The sequence below is a fragment of the Sphingobium sp. TCM1 genome, from assembly GCF_001650725.1.
Lineage (GTDB): Bacteria > Pseudomonadota > Alphaproteobacteria > Sphingomonadales > Sphingomonadaceae > Sphingobium.
In genome coordinates, this window is sequence record NZ_LXVX01000017.1 from 26,617 (window position 1) to 52,155 (window position 25,539).

At 61.1% G+C, this 25,539-nt stretch carries 24 protein-coding genes and 1 pseudogene; 18 read left to right on the forward strand and 7 right to left on the reverse strand.

Features of this window, described 5'->3' with window-relative positions; translation table 11 throughout:
- Positions 1 to 109 precede the first annotated feature (109 nt).
- The 7 genes from A7Q26_RS13945 to A7Q26_RS13975 all read left to right on the forward strand — a co-directional run bounded on the left by A7Q26_RS13945 (position 110) and on the right by A7Q26_RS13975 (position 9,665).
- Complete coding sequence (locus A7Q26_RS13945; protein ID WP_066860794.1) at positions 110 to 2,794, forward strand: hybrid sensor histidine kinase/response regulator; 2,685 nt, start codon at positions 110 to 112, stop codon at positions 2,792 to 2,794.
- 233 nt (positions 2,795 to 3,027) lie between these two features.
- Positions 3,028 to 4,467 (forward strand): ATPase domain-containing protein, encoded by a 1,440-nt coding sequence (locus A7Q26_RS13950; protein WP_066860797.1) that lies wholly within the window; start codon positions 3,028 to 3,030, stop codon positions 4,465 to 4,467.
- Between the two features lie 104 nt (positions 4,468 to 4,571).
- The gene (locus A7Q26_RS13955; protein ID WP_198162939.1) at positions 4,572 to 5,540 is read left to right on the forward strand and encodes a sensor histidine kinase; all 969 of its coding nucleotides are present in this window, start codon (positions 4,572 to 4,574) and stop codon (positions 5,538 to 5,540) included.
- A complete protein-coding gene (locus tag A7Q26_RS13960; protein ID WP_066860690.1) occupies positions 5,537 to 5,920 on the forward strand; it encodes a response regulator in 384 nt (127 codons plus the stop codon). The genes A7Q26_RS13955 and A7Q26_RS13960 overlap by 4 nt, the downstream gene beginning before the upstream one ends.
- Positions 5,921 to 6,026: 106 nt before the next feature.
- Entirely contained in the window at positions 6,027 to 6,581 is a 555-nt protein-coding gene (locus tag A7Q26_RS13965; protein ID WP_066860693.1) for a CinA family protein, read from the forward strand.
- Positions 6,571 to 8,640, forward strand: a complete 2,070-nt coding sequence (locus A7Q26_RS13970) for an NAD(+) synthase (protein ID WP_066860696.1) — start codon at positions 6,571 to 6,573, stop codon at positions 8,638 to 8,640. Before A7Q26_RS13965 ends, A7Q26_RS13970 begins: the two co-directional genes overlap by 11 nt.
- A 170-nt stretch (positions 8,641 to 8,810) precedes the next feature.
- Positions 8,811 to 9,665, forward strand: a complete 855-nt coding sequence (locus A7Q26_RS13975) for a glucose 1-dehydrogenase (protein WP_066860699.1) — start codon at positions 8,811 to 8,813, stop codon at positions 9,663 to 9,665.
- Positions 9,666 to 9,991: 326 nt separating this feature from the next.
- Here the strand turns inward: A7Q26_RS13975 and A7Q26_RS13980 are convergent, their stop codons facing one another.
- From A7Q26_RS13980 to A7Q26_RS13995, 6 genes and pseudogenes are all read right to left on the reverse strand, one after another.
- Complete coding sequence (locus tag A7Q26_RS13980) at positions 9,992 to 10,288, reverse strand: plasmid stabilization protein (protein ID WP_066860702.1); 297 nt, start codon at positions 10,286 to 10,288, stop codon at positions 9,992 to 9,994.
- Positions 10,275 to 10,433, reverse strand: a pseudogene (locus tag A7Q26_RS24635) (DUF3175 domain-containing protein); the annotation flags it as partial. The pseudogene A7Q26_RS24635 and the gene A7Q26_RS13980, both read right to left, overlap by 14 nt.
- Positions 10,434 to 10,512: 79 nt before the next feature.
- The gene (locus A7Q26_RS25605) at positions 10,513 to 10,713 is read right to left on the reverse strand and encodes a hypothetical protein (RefSeq protein ID WP_198162940.1); all 201 of its coding nucleotides are present in this window, start codon (positions 10,711 to 10,713) and stop codon (positions 10,513 to 10,515) included.
- On the reverse strand, positions 10,710 to 10,958 hold the full coding sequence (locus A7Q26_RS13985) for a hypothetical protein (protein WP_066860705.1): 249 nt from the start codon (positions 10,956 to 10,958) through the stop codon (positions 10,710 to 10,712). The genes A7Q26_RS25605 and A7Q26_RS13985 overlap by 4 nt, the downstream gene beginning before the upstream one ends.
- 224 nt (positions 10,959 to 11,182) lie before the next feature.
- Positions 11,183 to 11,848 (reverse strand): class I SAM-dependent methyltransferase, encoded by a 666-nt coding sequence (locus tag A7Q26_RS13990; RefSeq protein ID WP_084439133.1) that lies wholly within the window; start codon positions 11,846 to 11,848, stop codon positions 11,183 to 11,185.
- A gap of 141 nt (positions 11,849 to 11,989) precedes the next feature.
- Entirely contained in the window at positions 11,990 to 12,376 is a 387-nt protein-coding gene (locus A7Q26_RS13995; protein ID WP_066860708.1) for a response regulator, read from the reverse strand.
- Positions 12,377 to 12,567: 191 nt separating this feature from the next.
- Here A7Q26_RS13995 and A7Q26_RS14000 point away from each other — a divergent pair, with 191 nt between their 5' ends.
- Positions 12,568 to 13,065 (forward strand): MgtC/SapB family protein, encoded by a 498-nt coding sequence (locus A7Q26_RS14000; protein WP_066860711.1) that lies wholly within the window; start codon positions 12,568 to 12,570, stop codon positions 13,063 to 13,065.
- 362 nt (positions 13,066 to 13,427) lie between these two features.
- On the opposite strand, the gene A7Q26_RS25610 is transcribed toward A7Q26_RS14000, so the two are convergent.
- Entirely contained in the window at positions 13,428 to 13,796 is a 369-nt protein-coding gene (locus A7Q26_RS25610) for a hypothetical protein (protein ID WP_198162941.1), read from the reverse strand.
- 220 nt (positions 13,797 to 14,016) lie between these two features.
- Between A7Q26_RS25610 and A7Q26_RS14010 the strand changes: the two genes are divergently transcribed.
- The 10 genes from A7Q26_RS14010 (at position 14,017) to A7Q26_RS14050 (ending at position 25,496) form a co-directional block, all read left to right on the forward strand.
- On the forward strand, positions 14,017 to 14,481 hold the full coding sequence (locus tag A7Q26_RS14010) for a hypothetical protein (RefSeq protein ID WP_157102555.1): 465 nt from the start codon (positions 14,017 to 14,019) through the stop codon (positions 14,479 to 14,481).
- A gap of 393 nt (positions 14,482 to 14,874) precedes the next feature.
- A complete protein-coding gene (locus A7Q26_RS14015; RefSeq protein ID WP_066860716.1) occupies positions 14,875 to 16,692 on the forward strand; it encodes a ParB/RepB/Spo0J family partition protein in 1,818 nt (605 codons plus the stop codon).
- A gap of 64 nt (positions 16,693 to 16,756) precedes the next feature.
- Positions 16,757 to 16,975 carry a hypothetical protein gene (locus tag A7Q26_RS14020; protein ID WP_066860717.1) on the forward strand — a complete coding sequence of 73 codons (219 nt, stop codon included), beginning with the start codon at positions 16,757 to 16,759 and terminating at the stop codon, positions 16,973 to 16,975.
- 403 nt (positions 16,976 to 17,378) lie between these two features.
- On the forward strand, positions 17,379 to 18,347 hold the full coding sequence (locus A7Q26_RS14025) for an ArdC family protein (protein WP_066860720.1): 969 nt from the start codon (positions 17,379 to 17,381) through the stop codon (positions 18,345 to 18,347).
- Complete coding sequence (locus A7Q26_RS14030) at positions 18,344 to 18,769, forward strand: DUF2958 domain-containing protein (RefSeq protein ID WP_066860723.1); 426 nt, start codon at positions 18,344 to 18,346, stop codon at positions 18,767 to 18,769. Before A7Q26_RS14025 ends, A7Q26_RS14030 begins: the two co-directional genes overlap by 4 nt.
- Before the next feature lie 169 nt (positions 18,770 to 18,938).
- Positions 18,939 to 19,064: a hypothetical protein gene (locus tag A7Q26_RS26170; RefSeq protein ID WP_269747258.1), complete on the forward strand. Its 126-nt coding sequence runs from the start codon at positions 18,939 to 18,941 to the stop codon at positions 19,062 to 19,064.
- 664 nt (positions 19,065 to 19,728) lie between these two features.
- A complete protein-coding gene (locus A7Q26_RS14035) occupies positions 19,729 to 20,031 on the forward strand; it encodes a hypothetical protein (protein WP_066860725.1) in 303 nt (100 codons plus the stop codon).
- Positions 20,028 to 22,034 (forward strand): type IV secretion system DNA-binding domain-containing protein, encoded by a 2,007-nt coding sequence (locus A7Q26_RS14040; RefSeq protein WP_066860728.1) that lies wholly within the window; start codon positions 20,028 to 20,030, stop codon positions 22,032 to 22,034. Before A7Q26_RS14035 ends, A7Q26_RS14040 begins: the two co-directional genes overlap by 4 nt.
- Positions 22,031 to 24,976 carry a MobF family relaxase gene (gene mobF, locus A7Q26_RS14045; RefSeq protein ID WP_066860731.1) on the forward strand — a complete coding sequence of 982 codons (2,946 nt, stop codon included), beginning with the start codon at positions 22,031 to 22,033 and terminating at the stop codon, positions 24,974 to 24,976. The genes A7Q26_RS14040 and mobF overlap by 4 nt, the downstream gene beginning before the upstream one ends.
- The gene (locus tag A7Q26_RS14050) at positions 24,960 to 25,496 is read left to right on the forward strand and encodes a lytic transglycosylase domain-containing protein (RefSeq protein WP_232313801.1); all 537 of its coding nucleotides are present in this window, start codon (positions 24,960 to 24,962) and stop codon (positions 25,494 to 25,496) included. The genes mobF and A7Q26_RS14050 overlap by 17 nt, the downstream gene beginning before the upstream one ends.
- Positions 25,497 to 25,539 lie beyond the last annotated feature (43 nt).

Sequence of the window (25,539 nt, forward strand, 5' to 3'; positions counted from 1 at the left end):
CCCCGGTGATTCCAGGATGAGCGCCCTCATGCGCGCGCATGAATGGGAGAAAACCCCGCTAGGGTCGCCAGAACAATGGCCTGAAGGCTTGAAAGCGTCGCTCCGGCTGATGCTCATGTCGCGGTTCGAGATGTGGCTTGGTTGGGGGGAGGATCTGACGTTTTTCTATAATGACGCCTACATTCCAACACTGGGTTCAAAACATCCCGCCGCGCTGGGCCAGCCCATGTCGCAGGTCTGGAACGAAGTGTTCGAGGCCGTCGAGGATCGTATCGTGTCGGTCATGCGCGATGGCGTCGCGACCTGGGACGAGCAACTGCTCCTGTTCCTCGAGCGTAACGGCTACCTGGAAGAGACCTATCACACCTTTTCCTACAGTCCGCTCGTCGGCGGCCACGGTGCCGTGGAAGGCCTTATGTGCGTTGTCAGCGAGGAGACGGGCAGGGTCATCAGCGAACGACGGATCAAGCAACTCAACGATCTGGCCGCAGCATTGCTCAAGGCGCAAAGCCGATCGGACGTGGTGGAGGCGGTTCGCGTCCATTTTGGCATCGACAGCCGGGATTTCCCTTTCGCCGACCTCATATTGTTCGATCTGCCCGACAGCCCCCATCCTGCCTCTGGGGACGCAACGCAGTGGCCCGTTGCGGCGATCGAGCGGGGTGAGAAGCAGACGGTCATCGCGCTTGATGGATCAGGGCGAAACCTGCCGACCGGACCGTGGCAGATACCGCCGCGTGACGCATTGATCCTTGCGGTCGAACAGCCGGGAGAGGGGCATGCCATCGGCGCGCTCATTCTTGGCTTGAATCCGTATCGACTGCTCGATGAAGCCGCCCGCGATTTCGCCAGCCTCATCGCAGTGCAGATCGCCGGCGCACTTGCCACGATCGATGCCGTCTCCGCCCAGCGGCGCGACCGTGACCGGCTCTGGTCGCTTAGCCAGGACCTGATGCTGGTGTGTGATTTCGACGGCGTGATCCGGTCGGTGAACCCAACGGCAACGCGACTCCTGGGATGGCAGGAAGGTGAGATGGTTGGCCGGGTCCTTGCCGATTTCGTCCATCCTGGCGACATGGCTGACACGGCCAAGGAGGTCGCAAAGCTGGCGCAGGGCGTTACTACCCTCCTGTTCGAGAATCGCTATCGCTGCCGGGACGGCAGCTATCGGCTGCTCGACTGGAACGCCGTTCCCGATGCCGGCCGCATTCATGCCGTTGCACGCGACATAACCCAAGAACGCCTGCTTGCCCGCGACCGGGAACGGATTTGGGCGATCTCGCCCGTCGTTAAAGTGGTGGTGACGACGGAAGGCGTCATCAACGCAGTCAATCCATCCTGGACGAAGGTGCTCGGATGGAGCGAGGCTGATACGGTAGGCCGCAATATCCTGGAGTTCGTGGCCGAGGAGCAGGAGGCCGTGCGCAAGCGACTGGCGGAGCTTTCGCAGCCCGGCGCGGCTGTCATAGAATCCCAGAGCGTCTTTCGGGCGCAGGATGGCAGCCACCATCGCTTCGCCTGGACCACCGTGCCCGAGGGCGGCCTGCTTTATCTGTTCGGTCGGGATATCACGGCTGAAACCGAAGCGGCCGAGGCGCTCGCCGCGACCGAAGAGGCGCTGCGCCAGAGCCAGAAGATGGAGGCGGTAGGGCAGTTGACCGGCGGCATCGCGCATGACTTCAACAATCTGCTGGCGGGCATTCTGGGCAATCTCGAATTATTGGAGCTGCGCATCTCGCAAGGGCGGTTGGAGGCGATCGGCCGCCATCTCGAGACGGCTCAGGGAGCTGCAAAACGCGCTGCGGCGCTAACCCAAAGGCTGCTCGCCTTTTCGCGCCGACAGACGCTCGATCCTACGCCCGTCAATGTAAATCGGCTGGTCTCCGGCTTGGAAGACCTGCTGCGCCGCAGTGTTGGTCCTTCGGTCGAAATTGAGGTAGTGGGATCGGGCGGGCTGTGGACGACATTGGTGGATCGCTACCAGCTCGAAAACGCGTTGTTGAACCTGTGCATCAACGCGCGGGATGCCATGCCTGACGGCGGTCGGCTGACGATTGAAACGGCCAATAAGTGGCTTGACGATCGCATGGCGCGCGAACGCGAGTTACCACCAGGTCAATATGTATCGCTTTGCGTGAGCGATACCGGGACCGGCATGGCGCCCGATGTGATCGCCCGGGCGTTCGACCCCTTCTTCACGACCAAGCCGCTCGGCGAAGGCACGGGCCTGGGGCTCTCAATGATTTATGGCTTCGCGCGTCAATCGGGCGGCCAGGTGCGAATCTATTCCGAGGTGGGCGTCGGCACAACCATATGCCTTTATCTACCTCGTCATTCCGGGACCGTGGCCGAAACGGAGGAGGAAGGCGAGTCGATACGCGTGGATCTTGGTGGCCATGGCGAGACGGTGCTGGTCATCGATGACGAGGCTTCGGTTCGCTCGCTTATCGTCGATGTCCTCACCGATGGCGGCTATCATGTTATCGAAGCGGCGGATGGTCCGAGCGGCCTCAAAGTGCTCCAGTCCGACTTGCGTATCGACCTTCTCATCACCGATGTTGGTTTGCCCGGAGGAATGAACGGTCGTCAGGTCGCCGACGCCGGGCGAGTGTGCCGACCGCATCTTAAAATTTTGTTCATCACGGGATATGCGGAAAATGCCGTGGTCGGCAACGGCCTGCTGGGTCACGACATGCAGGTCATCACCAAACCCTTTGGCATAGAAGCCGTCGCCAGCAAGGTGCGCGAGATGATCGATGAGGCGGACAAGTCAAGGCGGAAAGGCGAAACATAGAGGATCAGCCCTATCGTAGAGACCCGTGAAGAGGCGGCGAACTGGCTGATATAACGGTTATCCTTTATCGCGCAAAATCTCTTTTCTCGCCGGGTCGGATAACGACAAGGAGATCCCGGCCGGATTAACGCGACAAGAATTCCATATTCCAATCGAAGGCGCGAGAACCGATCTCCATCGTACTGGCAAAGCGGGGGTGATTGTGCGATCCGATGCCAAACGAGGAGACATTTGTGAGCAAGCGTAAAGCCCAGCCTGTGGTTGCAACGGGTGTGGCAGGACTTGATGAAATCCTGCGCGGCGGCCTACCCGCATCCAACCTCTACATGCTTCAGGGCGCGCCGGGCGCGGGCAAGACGACAGCCGCTCTGCAATTCTTGCGTGCGGGCGTAGAAGCTGGCGAAAGATGCATCTACGTAAGTCTTTCCCAAACAGCCGCGGAGCTGAAATCGATCGCCCTGTCGCATGGCTGGACGTTGGACGGGATTCGGATCGAGGAACTGTCGGCGTCTGACGCGGTAAACGGCGCCGCCGATCAGACCATCTTCCAGACCGCTGAACTTCGGCTCGACGAAACGCGCCAGGCGATCGAGCTGGCGATCGAGGAGCATAAGCCGCATCGCCTGGTATACGACTCGCTGCTGGAAATCCGGCTTATCACGGGTGATACGCCCCGGTTCCGCCGCGAACTGCTCGGCTTCAAAGCGTTTCTCGCGCAGCACAAGGTCGTCGCGCTCCTACTCGACACCCAGACCAATGAGGCGGCGCCCAACGGAGAAGAGGTAGAAGGGATTGCGCATGGCGTCATCCGGTTCGACAAGTCGTTACAGGATTATGGCTCGGTGCGTCGGCGGATCGAGGTCAGCAAGATGCGCGGCGTGCCGATCGCCGACGGCTATCACGACATGGCGATCCGGCAAGGCGAAGGCGTTGTTGTTTTTCCCCGGATCATTCCGGGCGAAGCCGTCGATACCCGCAAGCCACAGCTGATCAAATCGGGCGTCGATGCGCTCGACGACATGTTTGGCGGCGGCCAGGAATCGGGCACAACCACTCTGGTCATCGGCCAGTCCGGGACCGGCAAATCGACCATGGCCTCGCTCTATGCAACCGCAGCGCTCAAGCGTGGCGAAGCAGTCGCGCTATTCCTGTTCGAGGAACGCCTGGAGACCTTCTTCCGGCGATCCGAAGGCCTCGGGATGGATTTGCGGCAGTTTCATAAGGACGGTCAGCTGATCATCCGGGACTTCAATCCTAACGAGATATCGCCCGGCGAATTCGCCCAGATCGCCCAATCGATCGTCAAGGATTTCAAGACCCGCGTCGTGGTCATCGACAGTTTCACAGGCTACCTCAACTCGTTGCCGCACCGCGAGAAGGCGGTGCGGGACATTCAGTCCCTCCTAAAATATCTGGCGCGGTCGGGCGTACTGACGATGCTGATCGTCGCCCAGCACGGTCTGCTCGGCCAGAATGTCGGAATCGACGTCGATGTAAGCTTCCTGGGGGATACCGTACTCCTGCTGCGGATCATTGAAGATGATGGCCGTCTGCGACGCAACATCACCGTCGTCAAGAAACGCCATGGCCCCCATGACCTGAATGTTCATGAACTGTTGATCGAAAGCGACGGCGTCAGGGTCGTCCCGTTCAATCCGCTGCCGACGCCATGAGTGGCGGTGATCTGGTCGAACCGGGTGCGCTGGACCAGGTCCTTATTCTAGCGCCCTATCGACGGGACGCGGCCTATCTGGGTCAGTTGCTCGCCGAATATGACATGGCTGTGGTGACCTGCGTGTCTGCGGACGAACTGACGGGGTATCTGGCGGCTGGGCCGGGCGTGTTCGTAACGACCCATGAAGCATTGACCCCGGCCCTCATTGATATCGTCGCCCGGCATCTGAACACCCAGCCGCCATGGTCCGAAATGCCGATTGTGGTCCTGCTTGACCGCGCGTCACCGAATAGCCGGATCCGTGGCCAGTTGGCGACTGCATGGCCACGGTCACGCCAGCTTTTCTATCAGCGCCCGCTAACCCAGGTCGAATTGGTCAGCGGCATCCAGTCGGCGCTGCTGGCGCGAATGCGGCAGAGGGAAGTGCGCGATCATATCGAGCGCGAGATCGAACTTCGGCGGGAACTGAACCACCGGGTCAAGAATATCCTCGCCAGCGTGTTTTCGATCTTCGAAATGACACGCAACGGCGCGACGAGTGTGGCGGCGCTTGCAGACGATTTCGGTGCTCGCCTGACCGCACTGTCCAATGTGCATTCCGCGGTATTCGAAGCCAAGGGAGAAGCAATCTCGATCGCCGAGATCGCACAGCTCACGTTCGATCCCTATCGGCAGATGGGGATCAGCCGGATCGATGCCTCCGGCCCGTCAGTCATGCTGACACGCGAGGCGGGAACGACGCTGGCGCTCTGCCTGCATGAACTGACGACCAACGCGATCAAATATGGCGCGTTGTCCGTGCCGAACGGCCAAGTCATATTCCATTGGGACATACTGCCGGACGAGGGTCCTGACCTGTCTGTCTCGTGGCAGGAAATGGGTGGACCGGCTGTCGTCGCGCCGTCGCGCTCCGGCTATGGCACGCGCTATTTACGTGCGGCTCTCGGTGGCCTGTTCGGTGCCAAGCCCAACATCATGTTCGCTACCGAGGGCCTTCGATGTAAGATTAACGGGCCATTGGCGCGCGTCGCCTGCAACCCGGAGGCACCGGACAGCGTTTTGGGCTTATGACATCAGACACAATTGGCGTTCGCAAGCCACTGCGGATTTATTGCATCGAAGACAATCCCCTGATCGTGTTTCATATCGAACATCTGATTGAGGACGCGGGCCATGTTCTGGCGGGTTTTGCCGACAGCTTCTCCCAACTGAAGGCTGACGCTGCCGCGTCCGACATAGATGGCGCGCTTGTGGATATCGATCTGGCCGATGGACGCACCGGTCCCGATGCGGCTGCATGGCTCAAGGAACGTGGAATTCCGTCGATATTCGTAACCGGCCAGCAGGACATCGCGGATCTATATGCCGACCGAGTGGTCGGGGTGATCATCAAACCCATCGTTGCTGAGGATTTTGCGTATAAGATCCAACGTTTGGAAGGGCAGACCTGATCGCCATTCGTAGGTAGAAGTCGACTCTGTCCCGGCAATCTTGCGGCGGCTCCGGGATCGCCCCAACGCATATGTCGACAGGAACGAAATTTTATCAAAGTGGTTAATGACGCAAGTAAGTGAGCGGAGTGGGAACGTGTCTCATAGCCCGGCAGAAACTCTGTCCCCTGTCTTGCCGACTGCGGTCGAAGACGCAGCCTCCAAGCTCCTTCGTGCCTGTTGTGACGCCCGATTCAAGATCGCGACGGCGGAAAGTTGCACGGGTGGTCTACTCGCCTCTCTGCTTACCGACGTGGAGGGTGCGAGCCACGCCTTCGAGCGTGGCTTCATTGTCTATAGCGAAGAATCCAAATGTGAATTGCTTGGCATCGCGAGGAATCAGATTGATATGTGCGGCGCCGTCAGTCGTGACGTCGCTATTGCAATGGCGCAGGGCACCATCCGGCAGTCAGCCGCCGATATTGCCCTTGCGATCACCGGCTATGCGGGTCCCACCAACGACGGGGGAGAGGAGGGGCTTGTTCATTTTGCCTGTACGGGCAGAAGCAGAACGACAAGACATAGGGTGGAGCATCTCGGCGCCATAGGCCGTGGACCCATTCGGATCGCAGCCGTAACGGTGGCTTTGGATATGATGATGGACGCTGTGCGTGACGCCTGATCGCTTTGCCTCGATCGATGGGCATGGATTGATCCGCCTTGCGGCCGCAACGCCGACTGCAAGCGTCGGCGATGTGGGAGCCAATTCCAATGCAATCCTAGACTTAGCGCGGAAAGCGGCGTCGGTCGGCGCCGACATCGTCCTGTTTCCAGAGCTCTGCCTGTCGTCCTACGCGATCGATGATCTGCATCTGCAGGATGCGCTGCTCGACCGCGTGGAAATGGAAATCGGCAAGCTGATCGAGGCGAGCCGGGACTTACCTGTCCTGCTCGTTGGCGCTCCGGTTCGACGTGCGGGGCGCCTCTATAATGCGGCCTTGGCCATCGGTCGGGGGAAGCTCCTGGGCGTCGTCCCGAAAAGCTACCTACCCAATTATCGCGAATATTATGAGAAGCGCTGGTTCGCGTCCGGTGCTGGCTTGACCGAACTCGATATCGAGCTTGCCGGCTGCCAGGCGCCCTTTGGGACCGACCTCATCTTTTCGGCAAAGGAGAAGTCAGACTTCATCTTTCATATCGAGATTTGCGAGGATTACTGGTCGCCCTTACCCCCCTCGACGAGGGGCGCGCTGGCGGGCGCGTTGATCCTCTGTAATCTCTCGGCGTCGAACATCACCATCGGCAAATCGCGCGATCGGCATATGTTGTCGGCTTCTCAATCGGCGCGATGCCTGGCCGCTTATGCCTATTCTGCGGCAGGCCCTGGAGAAAGCACGACGGACTTAGCCTGGGATGGCCAGGCAATGGTGCACGAACTGGGCGAATTGTTAGCAGAATCGAAGCGCTTCGGGGACGACCCGGAGCTTACAATGGCCGATATCGATGTTCAGCGTCTGCGGCTCGAAAGGATGCGCAACGGAACCTTCAACGATACAGTCACGGCATGCGGCCACCCCGAACAGCGGTTCCGTCCCGTAAAGTTTTCGTGGGCAGCGCAGGGGGATCGTTCGGGCCTGTACCGCCCGCAACGGCGCTTTCCCTTTGTCCCCGCCGATGCGATGGCGCTGGATGCCGACTGCTACGAAGCCTTCAACATCCAGGTCGAAGGGCTGGTCACCCGTTTCCGGGCTACGTCGGGTAAGCATCTGATCATCGGCGTTTCGGGCGGGCTCGATTCCACACATGCGCTGATCGTGGCGGCCAAGGCATGCGACCGGCTAGGTCTCCCGCGTTCGACGATCCTTGGTTTTACCATGCCGGGCTTTGCGACCGGTGAAGAAACCAGGTCCAATGCCTGGGCGCTGATGAACGCGCTTGGCATAACGGCCACGGAGATCGATATCCGTCCCGCTGCGCACCAGATGCTGTCCGACATGAAGCATCCCTTCGCCGCTGGTGAGCCGCGATACGACATCACTTTCGAAAATGTGCAGGCGGGCCTGCGCACCGACTATCTGTTTCGGCTCGCCAACCACCGCGGCGGTTTCGTCATCGGCACCGGGGACCTGTCCGAATTGGCGCTGGGCTGGTGTACCTATGGTGTGGGCGACCAGATGAGTCATTACGCGGTCAATGGCGGGGTTCCCAAGACGCTTATCCAATATTTGATACGCTGGTGCGTGTCCACCGGACAATTCGATTCCGCCACGGACGCGATCCTGACTGCTATCCTCGGCACTGAAATATCGCCAGAGCTTGTCCCGGCCGATGCGAGCGGCGCACTGCAGAGCACGGAGAGCAAGGTTGGACCTTATGCCCTCAATGATTTCTTCCTTCACCATGTGGCGCGCGTCGGACTGCCGCCCTCCAAAGTGGCATTTCTGGCTTGGCAGGCCTGGCGCGACGCCGATGCGGGGGAATGGCCGCCCGGCTATCCTGACGATGCCAAAATCTCTTACGATCTAACATCGATCCGGCATTGGCTTGAAAATTTCCTGTTTCGCTTCTTCACGATCAGCCAGTTCAAGCGATCGGCAATCCCCAACGGGCCCAAAGTTTCATCCGGCGGGGCATTATCGCCGCGCGGAGACTGGCGAGCACCATCCGATGGAACCGCAGCAGTCTGGCTCGATGAACTGGCAGCAGCGTTCGCCGACGCTACCGACCGCTCCGAGCCATGAAAGCCGATACAATTACGCGACGACACCAAATGTCCTTGGGATCGAGCGGGCCTAGCTTCCTGCTTCAGCATGAGCGCTGCTTAGGTCAGATTGGGTTGGATCGCTCGCGTTGAACTCAGTGGGCATTTGCGTGTTGAAATCTTGATCTCAACAAATCTGGACAGCGCACCATGGCCGACCCAAGACCGCCCCAACCAGAGCAACAGCAAGCGATGCCGGGGCTGACCAAGCCTATGGATCCACGCCCTGACCACGGCGAAACGAGCTATCAGGGATCGGGTAAGCTAAGCGGCAAGACGGCGATTATAACTGGTGGCGACAGCGGCATCGGGCGCGCCGTTGCAATCGCTTTCGCGCGAGAGGGTGCCGATATCCTTATTTCCTATCTCAATGAAGAAGAGGATGCCCGAGAAACGGCGAAGTGGGTCGAAGAGGCTGGGCGCAAGGCGGTGCTGGTGCCTGGTGACATCAGCAATGCCGGCCACTGTCGATTGATTGTCGATCGCGCTCTGGAAGAGTTCGGCGGTGTGCATATCCTCGTCAACAACGCCGCCCATCAGGCGAGTTTCGAAAAGATCGGCGACATTTCGGACGAGGAATGGCAGCAGACATTCGCCACGAACATTCATGCGATGTTCTATCTTGTCAAAGCGGCGGAGCCGCACTTGGCCCCCGGGGCCTCGATCATCAATACGACGTCGATCAATGCCGATCAGCCCAATGCCCATCTCCTTGCCTATGCAACGACGAAGGGCGCTATCCAGAATTTCACGATGGGCCTTGCCCAGTTGCTGGCCGACAAGGAAATCCGGGTAAATTGCGTAGCGCCTGGACCGATCTGGACGCCGCTTATTCCTTCGACCATGCCGCCGGAGGCCGTGAAGAATTTCGGGAAAAATACTCCGTTCGGTCGCGCCGGCCAGCCTCGCGAGTTGGCTTCAGCCTATGTGATGCTTGCAAGCGATGAATCTAGTTATACGACGGGTGCTACGGTCGCTGTTACAGGCGGGCGGCCCTTCATCTGAAATTCATTACCAATGAGGAAGGGGGAGCCTCGCATACCGTTGATGCGGGGCGCCATTCTGACCCGGAAAGCCACTGAAGTGCCGGACGCAGCTGCGGCACGACAGGCTGCGTTCCGGTGCTGTAATTCACGATGACCCGGTTGTACTTTGGGATCGGCGTGACTATAGGTGGAAGTCACGAACGACACCGGGGCACGCCTTTTTACGATCCTGATGCTCTCGATCGATGCGCCTTCAACCAATTGGCGTGAATGTTCAGGCCAATTTCCCCAGGGCATGGCGATCAATGTCCGCCACCTAAAGTTCAGTCAGGGCCTGGAGTATCGTTAGGCCTTCGACTGTCTGCGCCGAGTTTCCCACCCCTTCTTCGCAGCGGCGGATCGATCTTCCTTGGTCTGGCTAGCTCCGCCGGCACGCCCGCCTTTGCTCGATGACGCGTGGTTCTCGGCCTTGCCTCGCCCCGAACCGGATTTCTTGCCACCGCCAGACTCCTTGTTCACCGTCGCCCATGCGCGGCGCTCAGCCTCATCTTTGGGAATGCCGCGATCCTCATACCCGTCCTCGATATGCTCGGCCTTGCGCTTTTGTTTGTCAGTATAACTCGACTTATCACCGCGGGGCATGGCGCTCCTCCTTGCTGAACGCCGTGCGCAACTCATCCTTGGCCGTCTCCAGGATCTGTTGCTGCGTGGCGCTGAAATTGTCCCCCGCCCGATCGATATAGAATGTCGGCATGCTCATTGCAGATTGCAGAGGTGCGCCTTTACGATGATGCGCCGCTCTGCTCGGTCACATCTTGCGACCATGTATGTTTTAATCATCGCGTGTCTCCCAGCGCGTCAGTTGCTCAACTTCCCGGCTCTATGTTTACAGGCGGCGCGAGCGGATTGTGGTTCGACACAGGTTTAGGTTCAGCCTGTTCGTCATCGCCGCCTTTTTCAGATTTTGCGTCCGGAGGCGTGGGCGAGCCTCGTTCCGGTGGGGGCGTTCCCGCGCCTCCTTCCGCTGGCTCACTGGAGCGGGGATCGACACCATCATCATCGATCATGATTTGCCTCTTTTCTGCATTTCTTCTCCCGCCCGCGTGTCGTTTTCCTCACCGCGCCTCGTCATGGTGTCGGGATTGTAATCGGACGTAATGGCGCCACCGCTCACCGGGTCGCGCGTCGGCTCGCGATCCAGCGTATCGCTGGGCCGTCGCGCTGCGCCCTCTGGCTGATTTTCGGTGAAGATGTTGGGACGACGGGTTTTCGCGGTTGGAACGGATTGATCGCTATGCATTTCGTCTTCCATGGCACTCTCCTATCTTCATGCGCCTTTGGCACGTTGATCCTCTGGATAGTCTTCCGGCTTGACTTTCCCCACGGCTGGACGGTCGTTGACATCCTCTTGGCGCTGCCCACCCCGCGTACGGGGATCGGGACCTTTCTGTGGTAGAACGTCACCCAGGGGCCCCTGGCTCGGTGTTTTATCCATGGATGTTTCCGCCGCCTGTGACGGCGTGTTTGTCGGCTCGCTCATCGGTGATCTCCTACGGTCTGGTTTCTAGGAACCGCCTCAGCCCAATAAAGATGACATGGCGGGATGTTGCGCCATTCAAAGGCAGAGTGGATCGGGCCGATATATGTTTCGAGCAGCGGCTCGATGGTCCGGCGCATTTGATAGGCGCAAAACATGCCGTTTGATGCGAGAACGGCGCGACTGGCGCGCATCGTGCAGTCGGCTTCGTATCGCTCGAGCGTGGAGAATGGCAGGCCAGAGAGTATGCCATCGGCAGAGGGCAGGCCGCGTTCTCTCAGGACGGCAGCGACATTCGCCGCAGATTCACAGACGGCTTCGAACCGAGGATCGTCGATCGATGCTCTGAGATGATTGACGAAGGCCTCACTCGTGTCCAGCGCGAGAAGGACTGCGCTGGGAGGCAAGCGTGCCAGCACTGCTCTTGTAAACGCCCCCGTTCCCGGTCCAAATTCGACGAATAGCTGGATCCGCTGCCAGTCGATTGGTTCAAGCATTCGATTCACGAGCCAGTGGCTTGCTGGAAAGGCCGATCCAACCATTGTCGGACACTCGATGAATGTCTTCATTGTCAGGCGGAGGGAAGGGCTCTGAACACTCCTAGGAATAGCGGTGGCCTTGGAAATGGCACGATCCGCAATCCCATCGGCACGCGCTTTGATCACCGTGTCCCTCCTTGCCGGTTAAATAAGACAGGGTTGACAACCAGACCGTCCACAAGCGGTTCCGTTGATTATGTTTGGGATCAAGAGGCTTTAACCTGGTTAAGTCACTTTATGCCGATAGGTGCCATCGACAAGCCGTCGTTAGCGACCGGCTACCAACATACGAACTCGATCCCTAAGACCGTGCGGGTCAAACGGTTTGGCGATAACGCCCACAATGCCGGGACGTTCATAGGCTTCAACCTCATGAGGTCGAACTCCAGCGGTGATGATGGCCGTGCGCAAGCCAGACAATTGGGGCAATTGCCGTAATTTTTCGTGTAACTCGATGCCTGTCATGGAGGGCAGCCGCATGTTAAGGAGGGCGAAATCAAATGAGTGGCCGCTTCTTTCGATATCTTTCAGGGCTTCAACACCGCTGGCATAGGTGGTGAGGGAGAAGTCACAATCCCGCCCTAAAGCTAGCGCGACGATCGTGCAGATGTCGGGTTCGTCCTCCACGAATAGCAATTTCAGTTGCGGAGCCATGCTCCCCTCCACTTTTGCAAAGTGATATTTTTCGGATAACTGTCGAAACCCTCACCGCACAAAAAAGGTTCGTTGGATAGAAATGCTCAGCTGAGCCATATTCGAAAGAGCTAGTGCTGCCCCGCGAGCGCGCAACCCGAGGCCGTGCATCTCTTCGGCGCGAGACGCGTTGCTGAGAGGAGGTAGTCGCTATGCTTGAGAATGATCTCCCCACCACGTTGACGCGATTGGGCGTTGCAACAGTCCTCGGTCTGGCACTCGGCTTTGAACGTGAGCGAAGCGGCCATGATGCGGGTTTGCGAACCCACGGTCTCGTCGCGCTCAGTTCGGCGATGCTAACCGTTTCCGCGCTCGAAATGGTTGAACAGCACAATGAAGGAGACCCCGTCAGGGTCGTGCAAGGTCTGGCACAGGCGATTGGTTTCATCGCAGGCGGCCTTATCTTCGTGCGCGGCGGTGACGTTCGAAACATGACGACGGCTGCCAGCCTTTGGATGGGCGCCGCAGTAGGGATCACGGCAGGAGCGGGACAATATGTTCTGGTGTTTGCCGGAACAGTCTTGGCGCTTTTTCTCCTGTCTGCTGCTTTCCTGTTCGAACGCTTCATGCCGCGGTCCCATAGACAGGAAAGCAATGGCACTTCGGAGGATATTCGGATGCCGAACCGGCGGGGCTCGCCAGATCAATAGGATCAAGAAATTTATAAGGGTTGAGGAAAGCGGTATCGCTCCGGTGAGGCTTACGATTACTCATAAGTTTCGAGCCCCACCCCAATCTGGGCGTCGGCAAGTCGACGTAGGCCGCGCCAGACGACGGTGTTACCCGGGGCGGGTCTGAAGTTCTTGCGAGATAACCGCCGAGACGGGCCAGTTTGGTGAGATAGAGCTGGATCATGCCCCTTTTGCTCGGCGATTTCCGCTATCGGCAACAAGACGATCAAGGATGTTGATTTCTGATGTGGTGAACGCGATTGCCGGACTGGCGTCTGGTGCTGCACAAGCCATCATGGTCACCCATAATACACGCCAGCTGACGGTGGAGAAGAGCGCAACTAGGTTGGCAAGCCGATCGGCGTGCGCAGCCTGGCGTCTTCGGCACGGCATCCAGACTTCAGGACCTTGTGGAAGACTTCGATCTTCCACCGCATGGCGTACCAACGGATTTTCTCGATCGCCTCTTCCAGACTGCTGACCTTCAGATCGGTAACCAGCTTCCACCGGACCGGCTTTCGACCCGGCGGAGTGCCGACTTCCGAAGCATGGATCACTGTCAGATCGAGTGCCGGGTACCGCTTCTGCTTCCCGATCAGCGGGCGCACGAGAATCCGTTTATACTGGATGTCGAGGGTTACCTGTTCGACCGTATCGTTATCGCCTCTGACTTCGATGCTGTGCGTACCGGCGCTCGGCTCTTCGCGCATTTCGCGCTTTACGGTGTGATCGCCGTTGCCTGCTAATCGGTCAACGACGGTGCGGACGACGAAGTGCGTTCCCAGGTCCTTGGCGAGGCAATAGTGTTCGTAGATGTCGCTTTCCCGGAATATCGGTCGATGGGCATCGGGATACCGGCGTGCGACATATTGGCCGATCTTGAGGGGATGCTGTTGTGATCGGGGATACGGAAATGCAGCGGTTATGCTGATGGGGGACGCAACTGGATCGAGCGGCGCGCCGCAAACCCGCGACTATTTTGCCGAGATGTATGTTGCCGGCATACTCGCCGATGCCGGTTGGGACGTCTATTTCCCACGCCGCGACAAGGGGTTCGACATGATCGTCAGCCGACCGGCCGGCGGATCGACGATAGTCCGCCCGGTTCAGGTAAAGGGCAAATATTCAACCGACGAAAAGACCGACAAGGCGAGATACGGCTATGTCGGGCGCGTCACCGCCTTCCACAATGACATGATCCTGGCCATTCCCTATTTCACCTCGCAAAGCCTCGGTGCCCCGATGCTGATCGCGTGGATGCCGCGCGGAGAGATCAAGCAGCACAGCAAGGGCTGGCGGTGCGAACCTGCCAGGTTTGTGGGGGGCGTTCCCGAGGCACGGCCCGGTTTCGCCCATTTTTTCGGGGCGGCGGGAATGAGCGCGTTTAAGGCGTAGGTCGGGGTTTCCATTATTTAGACCGCTTGGTCGTGGACGATTTCAAGGGGTATGAGCGTCTCCCTGTCGGGGACCGGGCTCTGCTCCGCGTACCGCTCCATCGAGCCGTCTGCGCCGTCTCGCCCCGTCGGGCTGCGATCCCTGACGCACTGCGGTCATCGCGCTGCGCGCGATGGTGCCGGTTTGAGCCGGCCAGTCCAAAGCGCTGTGGGCGCCGCTGCCCTCTAGGCCCGTCGCGGCGGGCCGCAAGCCGGCCTACGGCGCAGCTCCTCCACTTCGTTCCGGTCCTGACAGATGCCGCCCGCCTCTGGAGCCGGGCCTTGCCGGTTCGCTCTTGCCGCCCACCCCGCTTCGGCCGGGCCGGTGGTGTTAGTCAAGAGAAGGAACCACGTCATGGAACTCAAGCATATCGACATCGCCAATCTTGCCGTCTCGACCGCCAATATGCGGGGCGTGAAGAAGGCGCCCGACCTCGCCAATATCCTGCCCTCCGTCCGGGCGAGGGGGATTCTCGTGCCGCTGATCGTGCGGCAGAACGGCACCCCTGAAACCTATGAGATCGTCGCGGGCAAGCGGCGCTATCATGCCGCCCTTGTCGTCGCTGAGGAAAATGGCGGGATCGATCCGCTTCCCTGCGCCGTCATCGCGGCGGGGGATGACGCCGCCGCGCTCGAAGCCTCGCTCATCGAGAATATCGCGAGGTTGGACCCCGATGAGGTGACTCGCTGGGAAACCTTCACCCGCCTCGTCAAGGAAGGGCGGACGCCGGAGGATATTTCCAACACCTTTGGGCTTACGGCCTTGCAGGTGAAACGGACCCTCGCGCTCGGCAACCTTCTGCCGCGCATCCGGGGACTCTATCGCGCCGAGAAGATCGACGCGACCACGGTGCGGCATCTGACCCTTGCCTCGAAGCCGCAGCAGAAGGCATGGCTCGCCCTGCTCGATGATGAGGACGCCTATGTCCCTGTCGGTCACCGTCTCAAGGAATGGCTGTTCGGCGGGGCCAGCATTCCGACCAGCGCGGCGATCTTCCCGCTCGAAGCCTATAGGGGCGAGATCGTAGCGGACCTGTTCGGGGAGGATAGTTTCTTCGCCAGCGCCGACCAGTTCTGGGAAGCGCAGAACGTCGCGATCGAGGCCAGGGCGGACAGCTATCGGGACGCTGGCTGGGCCGATGTCATCACTCTTGAGCCGGGGGCCTATTTCCATGGCTGGGAACATGAGCATTGCCCCAAGAAGAAGGGCGGACGGGTCTATATCAGCATCGACCAACGCGGCAGCGTCAGCTTCCATGAAGGCTATGTCACCACCAAGGAAGCGCGCAAGATCGAGAAAGGGGAGAGCATCGAGCGTCCGGCGCGTCCGGAACTCAGCGCCCCGCTCACCGAATATCTGAACCTCCATCGTCATGCGGCGGTGGCGGCGAAGGTCGCGGAAACTCCTGCCATCGCGCTGCGGTTGATGGTCGCCCATGCGATCTGTGGTTCCACTTTGTGGCGGGTCGAGCGCCAGTCGCAAAAGAGCCGGAACGATGCGACCAGCGAAAGCGTCGAAAGCTGCCTCTCGGAAGGTTCGACCGATTTCTTTCGGCGCGATGCGCTGGCGATGCTGGCGCTGGACGAGGACGAACCCAGTCTTGTCGGCTGCGATGCGGACATCGTGCCTCTCTTCGCAAGGCTCATGACGCTGCCCGACAAGGACGTTCTTGCCGTGCTTGCGGTGGTGATGGCCGAGTCGCTCCAGTCGGGAACCATGCTGATCGAACTGCTGGGCAGTCAGCTGGAGGTCGATATGGCGCAGGTCTGGGAGGCCGACGATGCCTTTATCGAACTGCTACGCGACAAGGCGCTTGTCGGTCATCTTCTTGCCGATGTGGCCGGGGCCGAGGTGGCGGCGTCGAACGCCAAGGAAAGTGGCAAGGTCCAGCGCGGGATCATCTTCAACTGCCTCCATGGCCAGATGGGGTGGGAGAAGCGCGAGGGCTGGGTGCCACGCTGGATGAGCTTCCCGCCGAGCGCTTATACCAGCCGGGGCGGGGTCGCGCCGGTGGATCAATGGGTGGCGCTGGAAGCGGCTCTGGCCCCGGCACCCGATCAGCCCGAAGGGCAGGCGACGCTCGATATGATCGAACCCGCCGACGCGTCTGCTGAAGCGGCGAGCGATCCCGTGTCGGACGAGGCCGAAGGGCCGGAGCAACTGGCCGCCTGATCACCACAGGGCAGGTGGCGGTCCGTTCCGCCGCCTGCCCTTTTTGCATGAAAGGAACCGTCTCATGGCTGCCCGCAGGCCCGAAGGCTGCATGGCCGACCGCTTCCGCATCGGCCTCGCCACCCTCAACTATCTCCCCCGCATCACCTATTATCTCCACGTGAAGGACGACTTCACCTTCCCCGAAATCGCCTTCCGTCTTGGCTGCTCGGTCTGGGACGTCGAGGAACATTTCGCTGCCGCGCTCGCCCATCTCGACGAAGCCGTGCATCGCGGGGGCTGATGCTGGGAGGAAATCGCGCCGGGCGGCTCGGCCGCCCGGCGGTGTTTGAGCAGGTGCATCCCGCGACGGTTTTTCCCTGATGCGCCGCTTCGTCCATTCCAATGCCTTGATCAGCGAATGCGGAGCGCTGCGGGTCGCAGCGCGAAGAGGTCGGGCGGCCACCGCGCCCGGGCGCGGTGATGTTAGCCGGTTGGTTTGGTCGGCCTCCGGGGAGGCGGGGGTGGGCGTCGCTGCCCTATAGGCCCACCGCGGCGAGCCGCAAGTCGGGGCTTAAGCCCCAACTCCTCCACTGCGTTGCGGCCCTGCGGGTGCCGCCCGCCTCTGACGGCGGGCCTGTCGGTTCGCTCCTGCCGCCCACCCCCGCCGTTCCGGCGGCCGGTGCGATGCGAAGGGAGTAAGAACGATGAGTTATCAGGATCAGCCGCAGCGCTTTGGTTCCACCCTCTACGCCGAAGTGACGGAGCGCATCATTGCCGATCTGGAGGCGGGAACCCTGCCATGGGTCAAGCCTTGGGATGATGGCAAGGCAGCGCTTGGCCTGCCGCGCAACGCCGGAACCGGACGGCGCTATTTAGGCATAAACATACTCATTCTCTGGAGCACCCTTTTCGAGCGGGGCTATCAGTCGCAGGGCTGGCTTACCTATCGGCAGGCGGTCGCGCTTGGCGGGCACGTCCGCAAGGGCGAGCAGGGCACGACCGTCTGCTATGCCGACAAATTCACGCCCAAGGCCAAGGACGGCGACCCGATACGGGACGGCGACGAGGGCCGGCAGGTCGCTTTCCTGAAGCGCTTCACGGTCTTCAATCTGGACCAGATCGAGGGGGTGGATTTGGAACCCGCCCGGATCAGCACCACGCATAATGCGGCAGTCCTGATCCCCCGCGCGCAAGCGTTGATCGATGCGACCGGTGCGGAAATCCGCATCGGCGGGAGCGACGCCTATTATGCCCCGGCCACCGACCACATCTGCGTTCCTCCGCCCGAAGTCTATTATGAACCCATCAACTGGTATCGGACGGTCCTCCATGAACTGACCCATTTTTCTGGTCATCGCTCGCGCCTCGACCGCCTGCCCAAGACCGGATTCGGCACCCCCGATTATGGCCGCGAGGAACTGGTCGCGGAAATGGGGAGCGCCTTCCTTTGCGCCGAATTGGGGATCGTGCCGACCGTCCGCCATAGCGACTATCTGGGATCGTGGCTTTCCGTCCTTCGCGAGGATGCCCGCGCCATTTTCCGCGCCGCCAGTCAGGCGAGCAAGGCCGCCGACTTTCTTCTGGGCTTCCTGCCCCCGGCGCAATCGGGCGAGGAAGCGATGACCATCGAAGGGAGGTCCTCCTCAGACGCGTGGCTGGGGAGGACGGCATGATCCTCCTTGAACCCCAGCATATCGCGGCCCTTCAGGCGAACACCGCCGCGCGCCGTGCCGCGCAGGAGAAGGGCGAAAGGGAGCCGGACCCGGTGCCAGTGGTTAAATTCTTCAATCCCGTGGGCGCGGCGACATGGCTTGTAACCGAGCTTTGCGAGGGTGGCGACGCCATGTTCGGGCTCGCTGACCTTGGCTTTGGCTGTCCTGAACTGGGCTATTTCAGCCTCACGGAGATCACGGCCCTTCGCCTTCCCTTTGGGCTTCGGATCGAGCGGGACATCGGCTTTAGCGGACTTGTTCCGCTGTCCCTTTGGGCGGACGCGGCGCGGGTCGCAGGTTCCATCATCCAGGCCCAACCCCTCATCTGGGCCATCGCCGGGAACCTCCCCGACGAACCCGAAAGCGGCAAGGCCATAGACTGAACACGACACGGAGGCGGGATCGCACCGGGCAATCCCGCCTCCAACATGGGGGATGATATGACCGACAATTCCATCAGCACGGGGCACACTGACGGCAAAATGCTATCAGCAATAAGGGCGCGGTTCGAGGAGGTCGCCGCCGCCGCGAATAGCCGCTGGGGCCAGTCCTATGAATTTTATCTCCGGCTTTGCAGCCGAACCGCTTCTTGCTGCGGTCGGTACCACGCTGCGGGATAAGGCGCTGCGGATCGCCGCCGAGTTCGGTTACGGCGATGGCGAGGAAGAGCCGGACTAGGAGCCGGGCGTCTGCACGCTGACCAGCATTGACGACTGTTGCTGTCCTTGTGGGTGACATCCCTGAGGGGGGAGCCTTTCCGCCTCGCTCGCATGTCATGCGGACCGGCCGGTCCGCACGGCGCTACGCCTCGGCGGGGGGGATTATTCGACGCTTTCCGAGACGCTCATCGAGCGGATCGTCCACACCGTACCGGGAAGGCTGGTCGATGAAATCTGAAGGTCAGGAGGGGTCGCGCGCCCCTCCGGCTTTTCGCTTGTTCAGGGGCTGGGCCATGGGGACATTGAGCCCCCATGGCCATTCTTCCAAGAGGCCCGCGCCTTCCGGCTCGAAGCCTGCGCAGCGCGCGAACGCGCTGCGAGGAGGGGACGCACGCCGGGGGCGTTTTGTAATGCACCGTACGCACGGGTGCTGCGGGCGCGAATCGCCAGCATTTGCGCGGGTTTCCGGCCGAATACACGTCTTACGCTGATGGCACTGATTGACGCCACCCGGCACGCTTTGGCTGTCGTTTCGGACGGCCAGGTAGGTAAGTCCTTGATCTGCCTTGGCACCGTTTGGCTGCCACTCTGAATACATGTAATCAATTGAGATCAAGCTGAAATCCGGTTATAAGGGCCGCGCTTCATCACGATTGGCCAGGCGACGAACAGGAGTTCGGCGCTTGCCCAGAATTACCATCAGGTTCAAGGACGCCCTCTTCGGGCGTCTCGTCGTCGGTGCTCAAGAGGCTGGCACGACCATACCCGACTATGTCCGGGACATTCTCAACCGCTATGAAGGCATGGACGCGGCGGGCTATCATGGCCGCTTCGACGAAGTGCAGGCGATCCTCATCCAGGTCTTCGCCATCCTTGCCGCATCAGTTAGCGAGCGCCGGCCCGATATTCTCGAGAAGGGCATGGACGATGCGCGCGCCCTGCTTCTGGAGCGGGGCCTTCTCGATCCCGAGGAGGTACTCCAGTGAGCATCTTCAGGAACGACACACTGGGCTCCTGGACGAGGGGCGGGCAGGCCATTGTCCACAATGTCCGCATGACCACGCAGGTCTTCTTCCAGACCCTGCTGGCGGGGATCGCCATCTGGGTCGGCGGCGCCACCTGGTATGTGCTGGAGAAGTCCACCGACTATCAGCGCTTTGTCGCCGTCAAGATCACCGAGGCGATGCTCAAAAGCGACGTGCCCGGCGGCGCGCCGCTGCTCTTTCGGACCCCGTCGGGTCGCCAATATTGGACGACGTCCGATGCCTTGCTCGGCTCCCGCATCGCCAGGAAGACCCTGCAGACGATGGAGCATCATCTGGTGTACGGCGCGGCACTTGCAGGCGTCTTTGCCCTCCTGATGCTGGCCTGGGCCTGGTTCTATTTCACCCGTACGGGGAAGGGTCTTGGTTCCAATCAGTTCCTGCGCGGCGCGCGCTTTGGCACCGCGCGGCAACTGCGGCGGCAATTGTGGCGCAGCCGGAAGGGCAGCTTTGCGATCGGCGGCGTGCCCGTTCCCGACGCCTTCGAGCCTGAGCATATCCTCATCTGTGGTGCACCCGGCACGGGCAAGACCAACATCATCGTGAAGATGCTGAGCGGCATGCGAAAGCAAGGCAAGCGGGCGATCGTCTATGATACCGCCGGCACCTTCGTCGAGAAATTCTATCGGCCGGGGCACGACATTTTGCTCAATCCACTGGACGACCGCGCCGACTGCTGGTCGCCCTGGGTCGATGTCCCGCGTGACTATCATTATGATCAGATCGCGGAGTCGACGATCCCAGACAAAGGCGGCGATCCCTTCTGGGCGAAGGCGGCCCGCGGCACGCTGGTGGCGGTCCTGCGCAAGCTTGCCCGGCATGAGCGGACGCTGGTTTCCGCGCTCCTGGAAACCGTGCTTCGCAGTCCCCTGAAGACGCTGGCAAGCTTTGCCGAAGGCACCGATGCCGCAGCCTTCATCTCGATGGAAGGCGACCGTACGTCGGCGGGTATCCGGGCTGAACTGGCCTCGGTGATGCGCAGCTTCTCCTATCTCGATGACACCGCCGACGGCTTCTCGATCCGGGACTGGGTCGCCAATGAGGAGGATGACAGCTGGCTCTTCATCACAGTGAAGGCGGACCAGCTTCCTTCCTTGCGCCCCCTTGTGACCGTCTGGCTCGACATCGCGATCAGCGCCATCATGAGCCTGCCGCCCGCCCGCAAGCGGCGTCTCTATTGCGTGATCGACGAGCTTCCCACACTTCAGAAACTGCCATCGCTGAGCGACTTCCTCGCCCGGGCGCGCAAATATGGTGGCTGCGGAATTTTGGGGTTCCAGTCCTACCCGCAACTCGAGGCAACCTATGGCATTCAGGATGCCGCGGCGATCACCGGTTATTGCTCGACATGGGTGGCGTTGCGCGCCAACGACACCCCCACTGCGAAGCATGTCTCGGAAAATCTCGGGCAGGTCGAACAGGTCGAGGCCAATGAGGGCATGTCCTATGGCGTCAACGATATGCGCGACGGGGTCAATCTCTCGCGGATGCAGGTGACCCGCCCGCTGGTGATGCACACCGAGGTCACCAATCTTCCCAATCTCGCGGGCTTCCTTCGGTTCGGTCGGAACCTTCCCGTCGTCCGGTTCTCCGATAGCTACAATGTTCTACCTAGCCCGCAGGTCGCGTTCGTCGAGCGATTGGTGCCGCCCATTCGTCTTGACCCGGAAGAGGAAGGCAAGTCCGGTTCCAAGCCTTTGGCATCGGCACCCAAGCGGCGACGGCCGAAGACGGCGGAAGCGCCCGAACTCCCCCTCGAAGCGGAAAAGGGGCGCATGCCCCAGGATGATGAGATCAGCCCGCAGGCCCCCTCGCCCAATCCTGCGGAGGGGGATATTGGAAATGTGGCTAGCGGACTGCCCAGGCTCCTTGGAAGGGCGAGCGGCTTCCGCCTTCGGCAACACGGGCGCGCATCGGGCGACCGTAATGATGCGAGGCCCGCATGATGCATCCGCGCCGTCTGAAGGGTTCGCCCGGGAACATCGCCCGCTACTATGCAATCGGCGACTATTACACGAAAGGTGAGGCGGAGCGGTCCTCATGGGGCGGGGGCTTGGCAAGCGAACTCGGTCTATCGGGCGATGTCGATGCCGAAACGTTTCGGTCCCTGCTGGCTGGCAAGGTCGCGGGCCAGCAGCTGGGCCGCCATCGGGACGAGGGGATCGAGCATCATCCCGGCTGGGATTTCGCGATCAGCGCGCCCAAGTCCGTTTCGGTGATGGCGCTGGCTATGGGCGACGAGCGGATCGTCCAGCTCCATGAACGAGCGGTCGATGTGACGCTCGCCTATCTTGAGGATCATGCCCAGCTGCGAAAACGGGAGGAGGGCAACATTGTCCACGAGACGACGGGCCGATTGCTGTGGGCGCGGTTCACTGAATATGCCAGCCGCGAACTCGATCCCCACCTCCACACCCATGTCGTCGTCCTCAACATGACCAAACGGCAATCGGGCGATCCGATGGCGAGTCTCGAAACCCGCGCCATGTACGCCGAGCAGATGACTAGTGGACAGATCTATCGCAATGAGCTTGCCCATGGTCTGAGGGAGCTCGGCTATGAGATCGACTTCGATCCGCGCCTGGGTCTATTCGAAATCAGAGGCGTCCCAAAGGCGCTCCTCGAGGAGATGTCCCAGCGGGCACAGCAGATCACTGACCATGCCGCGCAGCATGGTCTTGTCGGTCAGGCGGCGCGTCGCCAGTCCTTTTACGCGACCCGCGGCGCCAAGGTGAAGATCGGGATTGAAGCCCTACTTGATCAGTGGCGTGGACGGCTGGGAGCCCATGAAAGGCCGCTTGAAGCGGTGAAGGAACGCGCCGCTCACGTGGGCGAGCATCCCGTCCCGGTTGACCGCGCCGACGCCGCCCGGGCCGCTCTGTTCGGGATAAGGCAATCGGAGGGGAAGGAGGCCGTGAACCCGCTTGGCCTTCTCTATACCACGGGGCTAGCCTCCCATGTCGGGGAGGTCCGGTTTCAGGATCTGCGGCCCCTGATCGATGCGCATGAAGAACGGCGCAAGCTCCTCGCTACCCGTGGCCAGACTGGGGATGAGATACTGACACGGGGCCGGACCACCCGGCAGACTGTGCGGCTGGAGCAGTCGCTCGCCATGCATCTGGCGCTTGCAGTCGGGGACGGTCGGCCCGTGGCGAGCGCCGATCGCCTGCTTCCCATATTGGAGCAGGCTGGGCTTTCTCCGGCGCAGGAACGGGCGCTGGTGGACATGGGAACCTCGCGGGATCGGGTTACCGGCCTTCACGGCGTCGCGGGTGCAGGAAAATCGACGCTAGTCCGATCGCTGAAAGATGCAGCGCAGCCGGGTAGGACCTTCATCGCCCTGGCGCCGACATCTTCCGCCGCCGCCGAACTGGGGGAGAAGGCGCAGATCGAGTCGCGCACGGTCGCGAGCCTGCTTGCGGGCGGTGGCTATGGGATCAGCGGCAACCATGTGCTGGTTCTCGACGAGGCGGGGCAGTTGGGAAGCCGCCAGGCTTTGCGGGTGCTGGAAATCAGCCGGTCCACTGGCGCTCGCCTCATTCTCCTTGGCGACAACAAGCAGACCGGCGCGATCGAGCAGGGCAAGGCCTTCTGGCTCATGCAGAAACTGGGCATGGAAACGGCCGAACTGACCGAGTCGCGCCGGCAGGAAACCGAGGCGATGCGACAGGCTGTCGCGCATGCGCGGGCAGGGGATTACGCGGCTTCGATTGGCCGGCTCGACAAGGTGGTGGGCGGTGAGGATGCCGCCACGCTGGCTGCGGGTGTGGTCGCGGAATGGACGCGCCTCAGCCCCAGGAGCCGCGCTGCGACCAACATTCTTGTTCTCGACAATGCCTCGCGCCTGATCGTGAACTACAAGATCAGGGAGGTCCTCCAGCGCGAAGGTGTCGTCGCGGCGGAGGAGACCCGGCTTTCGGTCCTGACGCCCGGCGGGCTGAGCGATCAGGAAAAGCGCATGGCGCGCTTTTATTCAGGCGGACAGGTGGTGACCTTCGGCCGCGATCAGCCAGGAGCGGGATTAGGACGGACGAGCGAATACCGCGTCGCTGGGATGGTCCGGGACGGTCGAGGTCGGCAACTGGTCCGGTTGGTCGATGGGCAGGGCGGCGTCCATCTGTGGGATCCGCGCTCGACCAAAGCCTCGCAGGTCAACGTCTTCATGGAAGAGAAGAGAGACCTCAGCGAAGGCGACCGCATCCAGTGGCGCCTGGTCTCGAAGGAGCTTCAGCTCAAAAATGCGGAGAGGGGGACGGTCGAGAAGCTCGATGGCTCGCTGGCAACGATCCGCTGGGATCGCGGCAAGCGGGTTCAGACGATCGACCTCTCCCTTCACAGGACCTGGGATCATGGCTATGCCGAGACCATCTATTCGGCACAGTCCAGGACCTATGACAGGGTCTATGTCCTGGCGCCTGTCGGGTCGCCGCTGGTGAACGCCCAGAATTTTTACACGGCCATTACCCGCGCCCGATTTGGGGTAAAGCTCTGGACCCAGGATCCCAAAAAACTGGTCGAGAGGCTCGAAGAACGATCGGGCGAGAAGACGTCAGGCCTTGAAGGCCTTGGGCGCCTGGAGCGTGATCATCGCGACCGAATGGCCGCCAGGCAAGGATCGCATCTCCGGCAACTGAAGGAAGATCAGGACAGGGAGCGACTCTTGCGCAGCGATCGCCGGCTTAAGCGCGAGCTTTGGACCCGCAATGCAAAACCCAAAGGCGTGGCGGACAGACTCGCTGGTCGGGTCCACCAGGTTTTTGAGGCGCTCGATCACCATCTTCATTCTTTACTGAGCGACCGTCACCGAAATCGGGACACGCCTGCTCCTGCGCGCGAGCAGCAGACCCGCGGCAATGAAAGGGAGGGCGGCCGTGGCCTGGATCGCTGATCGCCGCCGCGTCTGTGTGGTTCCGCTTCTCCTGACGCTGTTGTCATGGTGCGAAACCGCGTCAGCGGCACAGCCCGCAGAACCCGAGGTCGCGCGCTGCATCCGACAAGCGGCGCGTGGGCAGCTATGGCTTGAAAAAACGCTCTGGGGCTTGCGTGATCAGGAAGCCGGCTGGATCGGTGCAGAGATCCTCAACAAAAACGAAAGCCATGACCTGGGACCGCTGCAGATCAACAGTTGGTGGGTGCCGAGGATCGCCGCGCTGCTGTCGCGGCGCGAGAATGAGGTTCGTCGCTGGCTGCAATTTGATCCCTGCTTCAACGCCGAGGTGGCACGCTGGATATTTCTCGATGCTTTGAGGACGAGCGGCAGCTATTGGAAGGCGGTGGGCATCTATCATAGCCCCAACGGCGCCCGCCAACGCCGCTATGCGGCCCTGGTCGCAGTTCATCTGCAAAAACGGTTCGGGGCCGATGTCTTCAGCCGGCGGGCAATAGATGGGCTGCGGACATCCCGTTGATCGAGGCGGTCGCGGGCATGACCTGATTGCGGACCGGGCACAG

Coding starts and splice junctions, on each gene's coding strand:
- A7Q26_RS13945 (WP_066860794.1), top strand. CDS start 110: ATGCTCATGTCGCGGTTCGAGATGTGGCTTGGTTGGGGGGAGGATCTG.
- A7Q26_RS13955 (WP_198162939.1), top strand. CDS start 4,572: ATGGCTGTGGTGACCTGCGTGTCTGCGGACGAACTGACGGGGTATCTG.
- A7Q26_RS13960 (WP_066860690.1), top strand. CDS start 5,537: ATGACATCAGACACAATTGGCGTTCGCAAGCCACTGCGGATTTATTGC.
- A7Q26_RS13965 (WP_066860693.1), top strand. CDS start 6,027: ATGACGCAAGTAAGTGAGCGGAGTGGGAACGTGTCTCATAGCCCGGCA.
- A7Q26_RS13975 (WP_066860699.1), top strand. CDS start 8,811: ATGGCCGACCCAAGACCGCCCCAACCAGAGCAACAGCAAGCGATGCCG.
- A7Q26_RS13980 (WP_066860702.1), bottom strand. CDS start 10,288: ATGCCCCGCGGTGATAAGTCGAGTTATACTGACAAACAAAAGCGCAAG.
- A7Q26_RS25605 (WP_198162940.1), bottom strand. CDS start 10,713: ATGATCGATGATGATGGTGTCGATCCCCGCTCCAGTGAGCCAGCGGAA.
- A7Q26_RS13985 (WP_066860705.1), bottom strand. CDS start 10,958: ATGGAAGACGAAATGCATAGCGATCAATCCGTTCCAACCGCGAAAACC.
- A7Q26_RS13995 (WP_066860708.1), bottom strand. CDS start 12,376: ATGGCTCCGCAACTGAAATTGCTATTCGTGGAGGACGAACCCGACATC.
- A7Q26_RS14000 (WP_066860711.1), top strand. CDS start 12,568: ATGCTTGAGAATGATCTCCCCACCACGTTGACGCGATTGGGCGTTGCA.
- A7Q26_RS25610 (WP_198162941.1), bottom strand. CDS start 13,796: ATGCGCGAAGAGCCGAGCGCCGGTACGCACAGCATCGAAGTCAGAGGC.
- A7Q26_RS14010 (WP_157102555.1), top strand. CDS start 14,017: ATGGGGGACGCAACTGGATCGAGCGGCGCGCCGCAAACCCGCGACTAT.
- A7Q26_RS14015 (WP_066860716.1), top strand. CDS start 14,875: ATGGAACTCAAGCATATCGACATCGCCAATCTTGCCGTCTCGACCGCC.
- A7Q26_RS14020 (WP_066860717.1), top strand. CDS start 16,757: ATGGCTGCCCGCAGGCCCGAAGGCTGCATGGCCGACCGCTTCCGCATC.
- A7Q26_RS14025 (WP_066860720.1), top strand. CDS start 17,379: ATGAGTTATCAGGATCAGCCGCAGCGCTTTGGTTCCACCCTCTACGCC.
- A7Q26_RS14030 (WP_066860723.1), top strand. CDS start 18,344: ATGATCCTCCTTGAACCCCAGCATATCGCGGCCCTTCAGGCGAACACC.
- A7Q26_RS26170 (WP_269747258.1), top strand. CDS start 18,939: ATGAATTTTATCTCCGGCTTTGCAGCCGAACCGCTTCTTGCTGCGGTC.
- mobF (WP_066860731.1), top strand. CDS start 22,031: ATGATGCATCCGCGCCGTCTGAAGGGTTCGCCCGGGAACATCGCCCGC.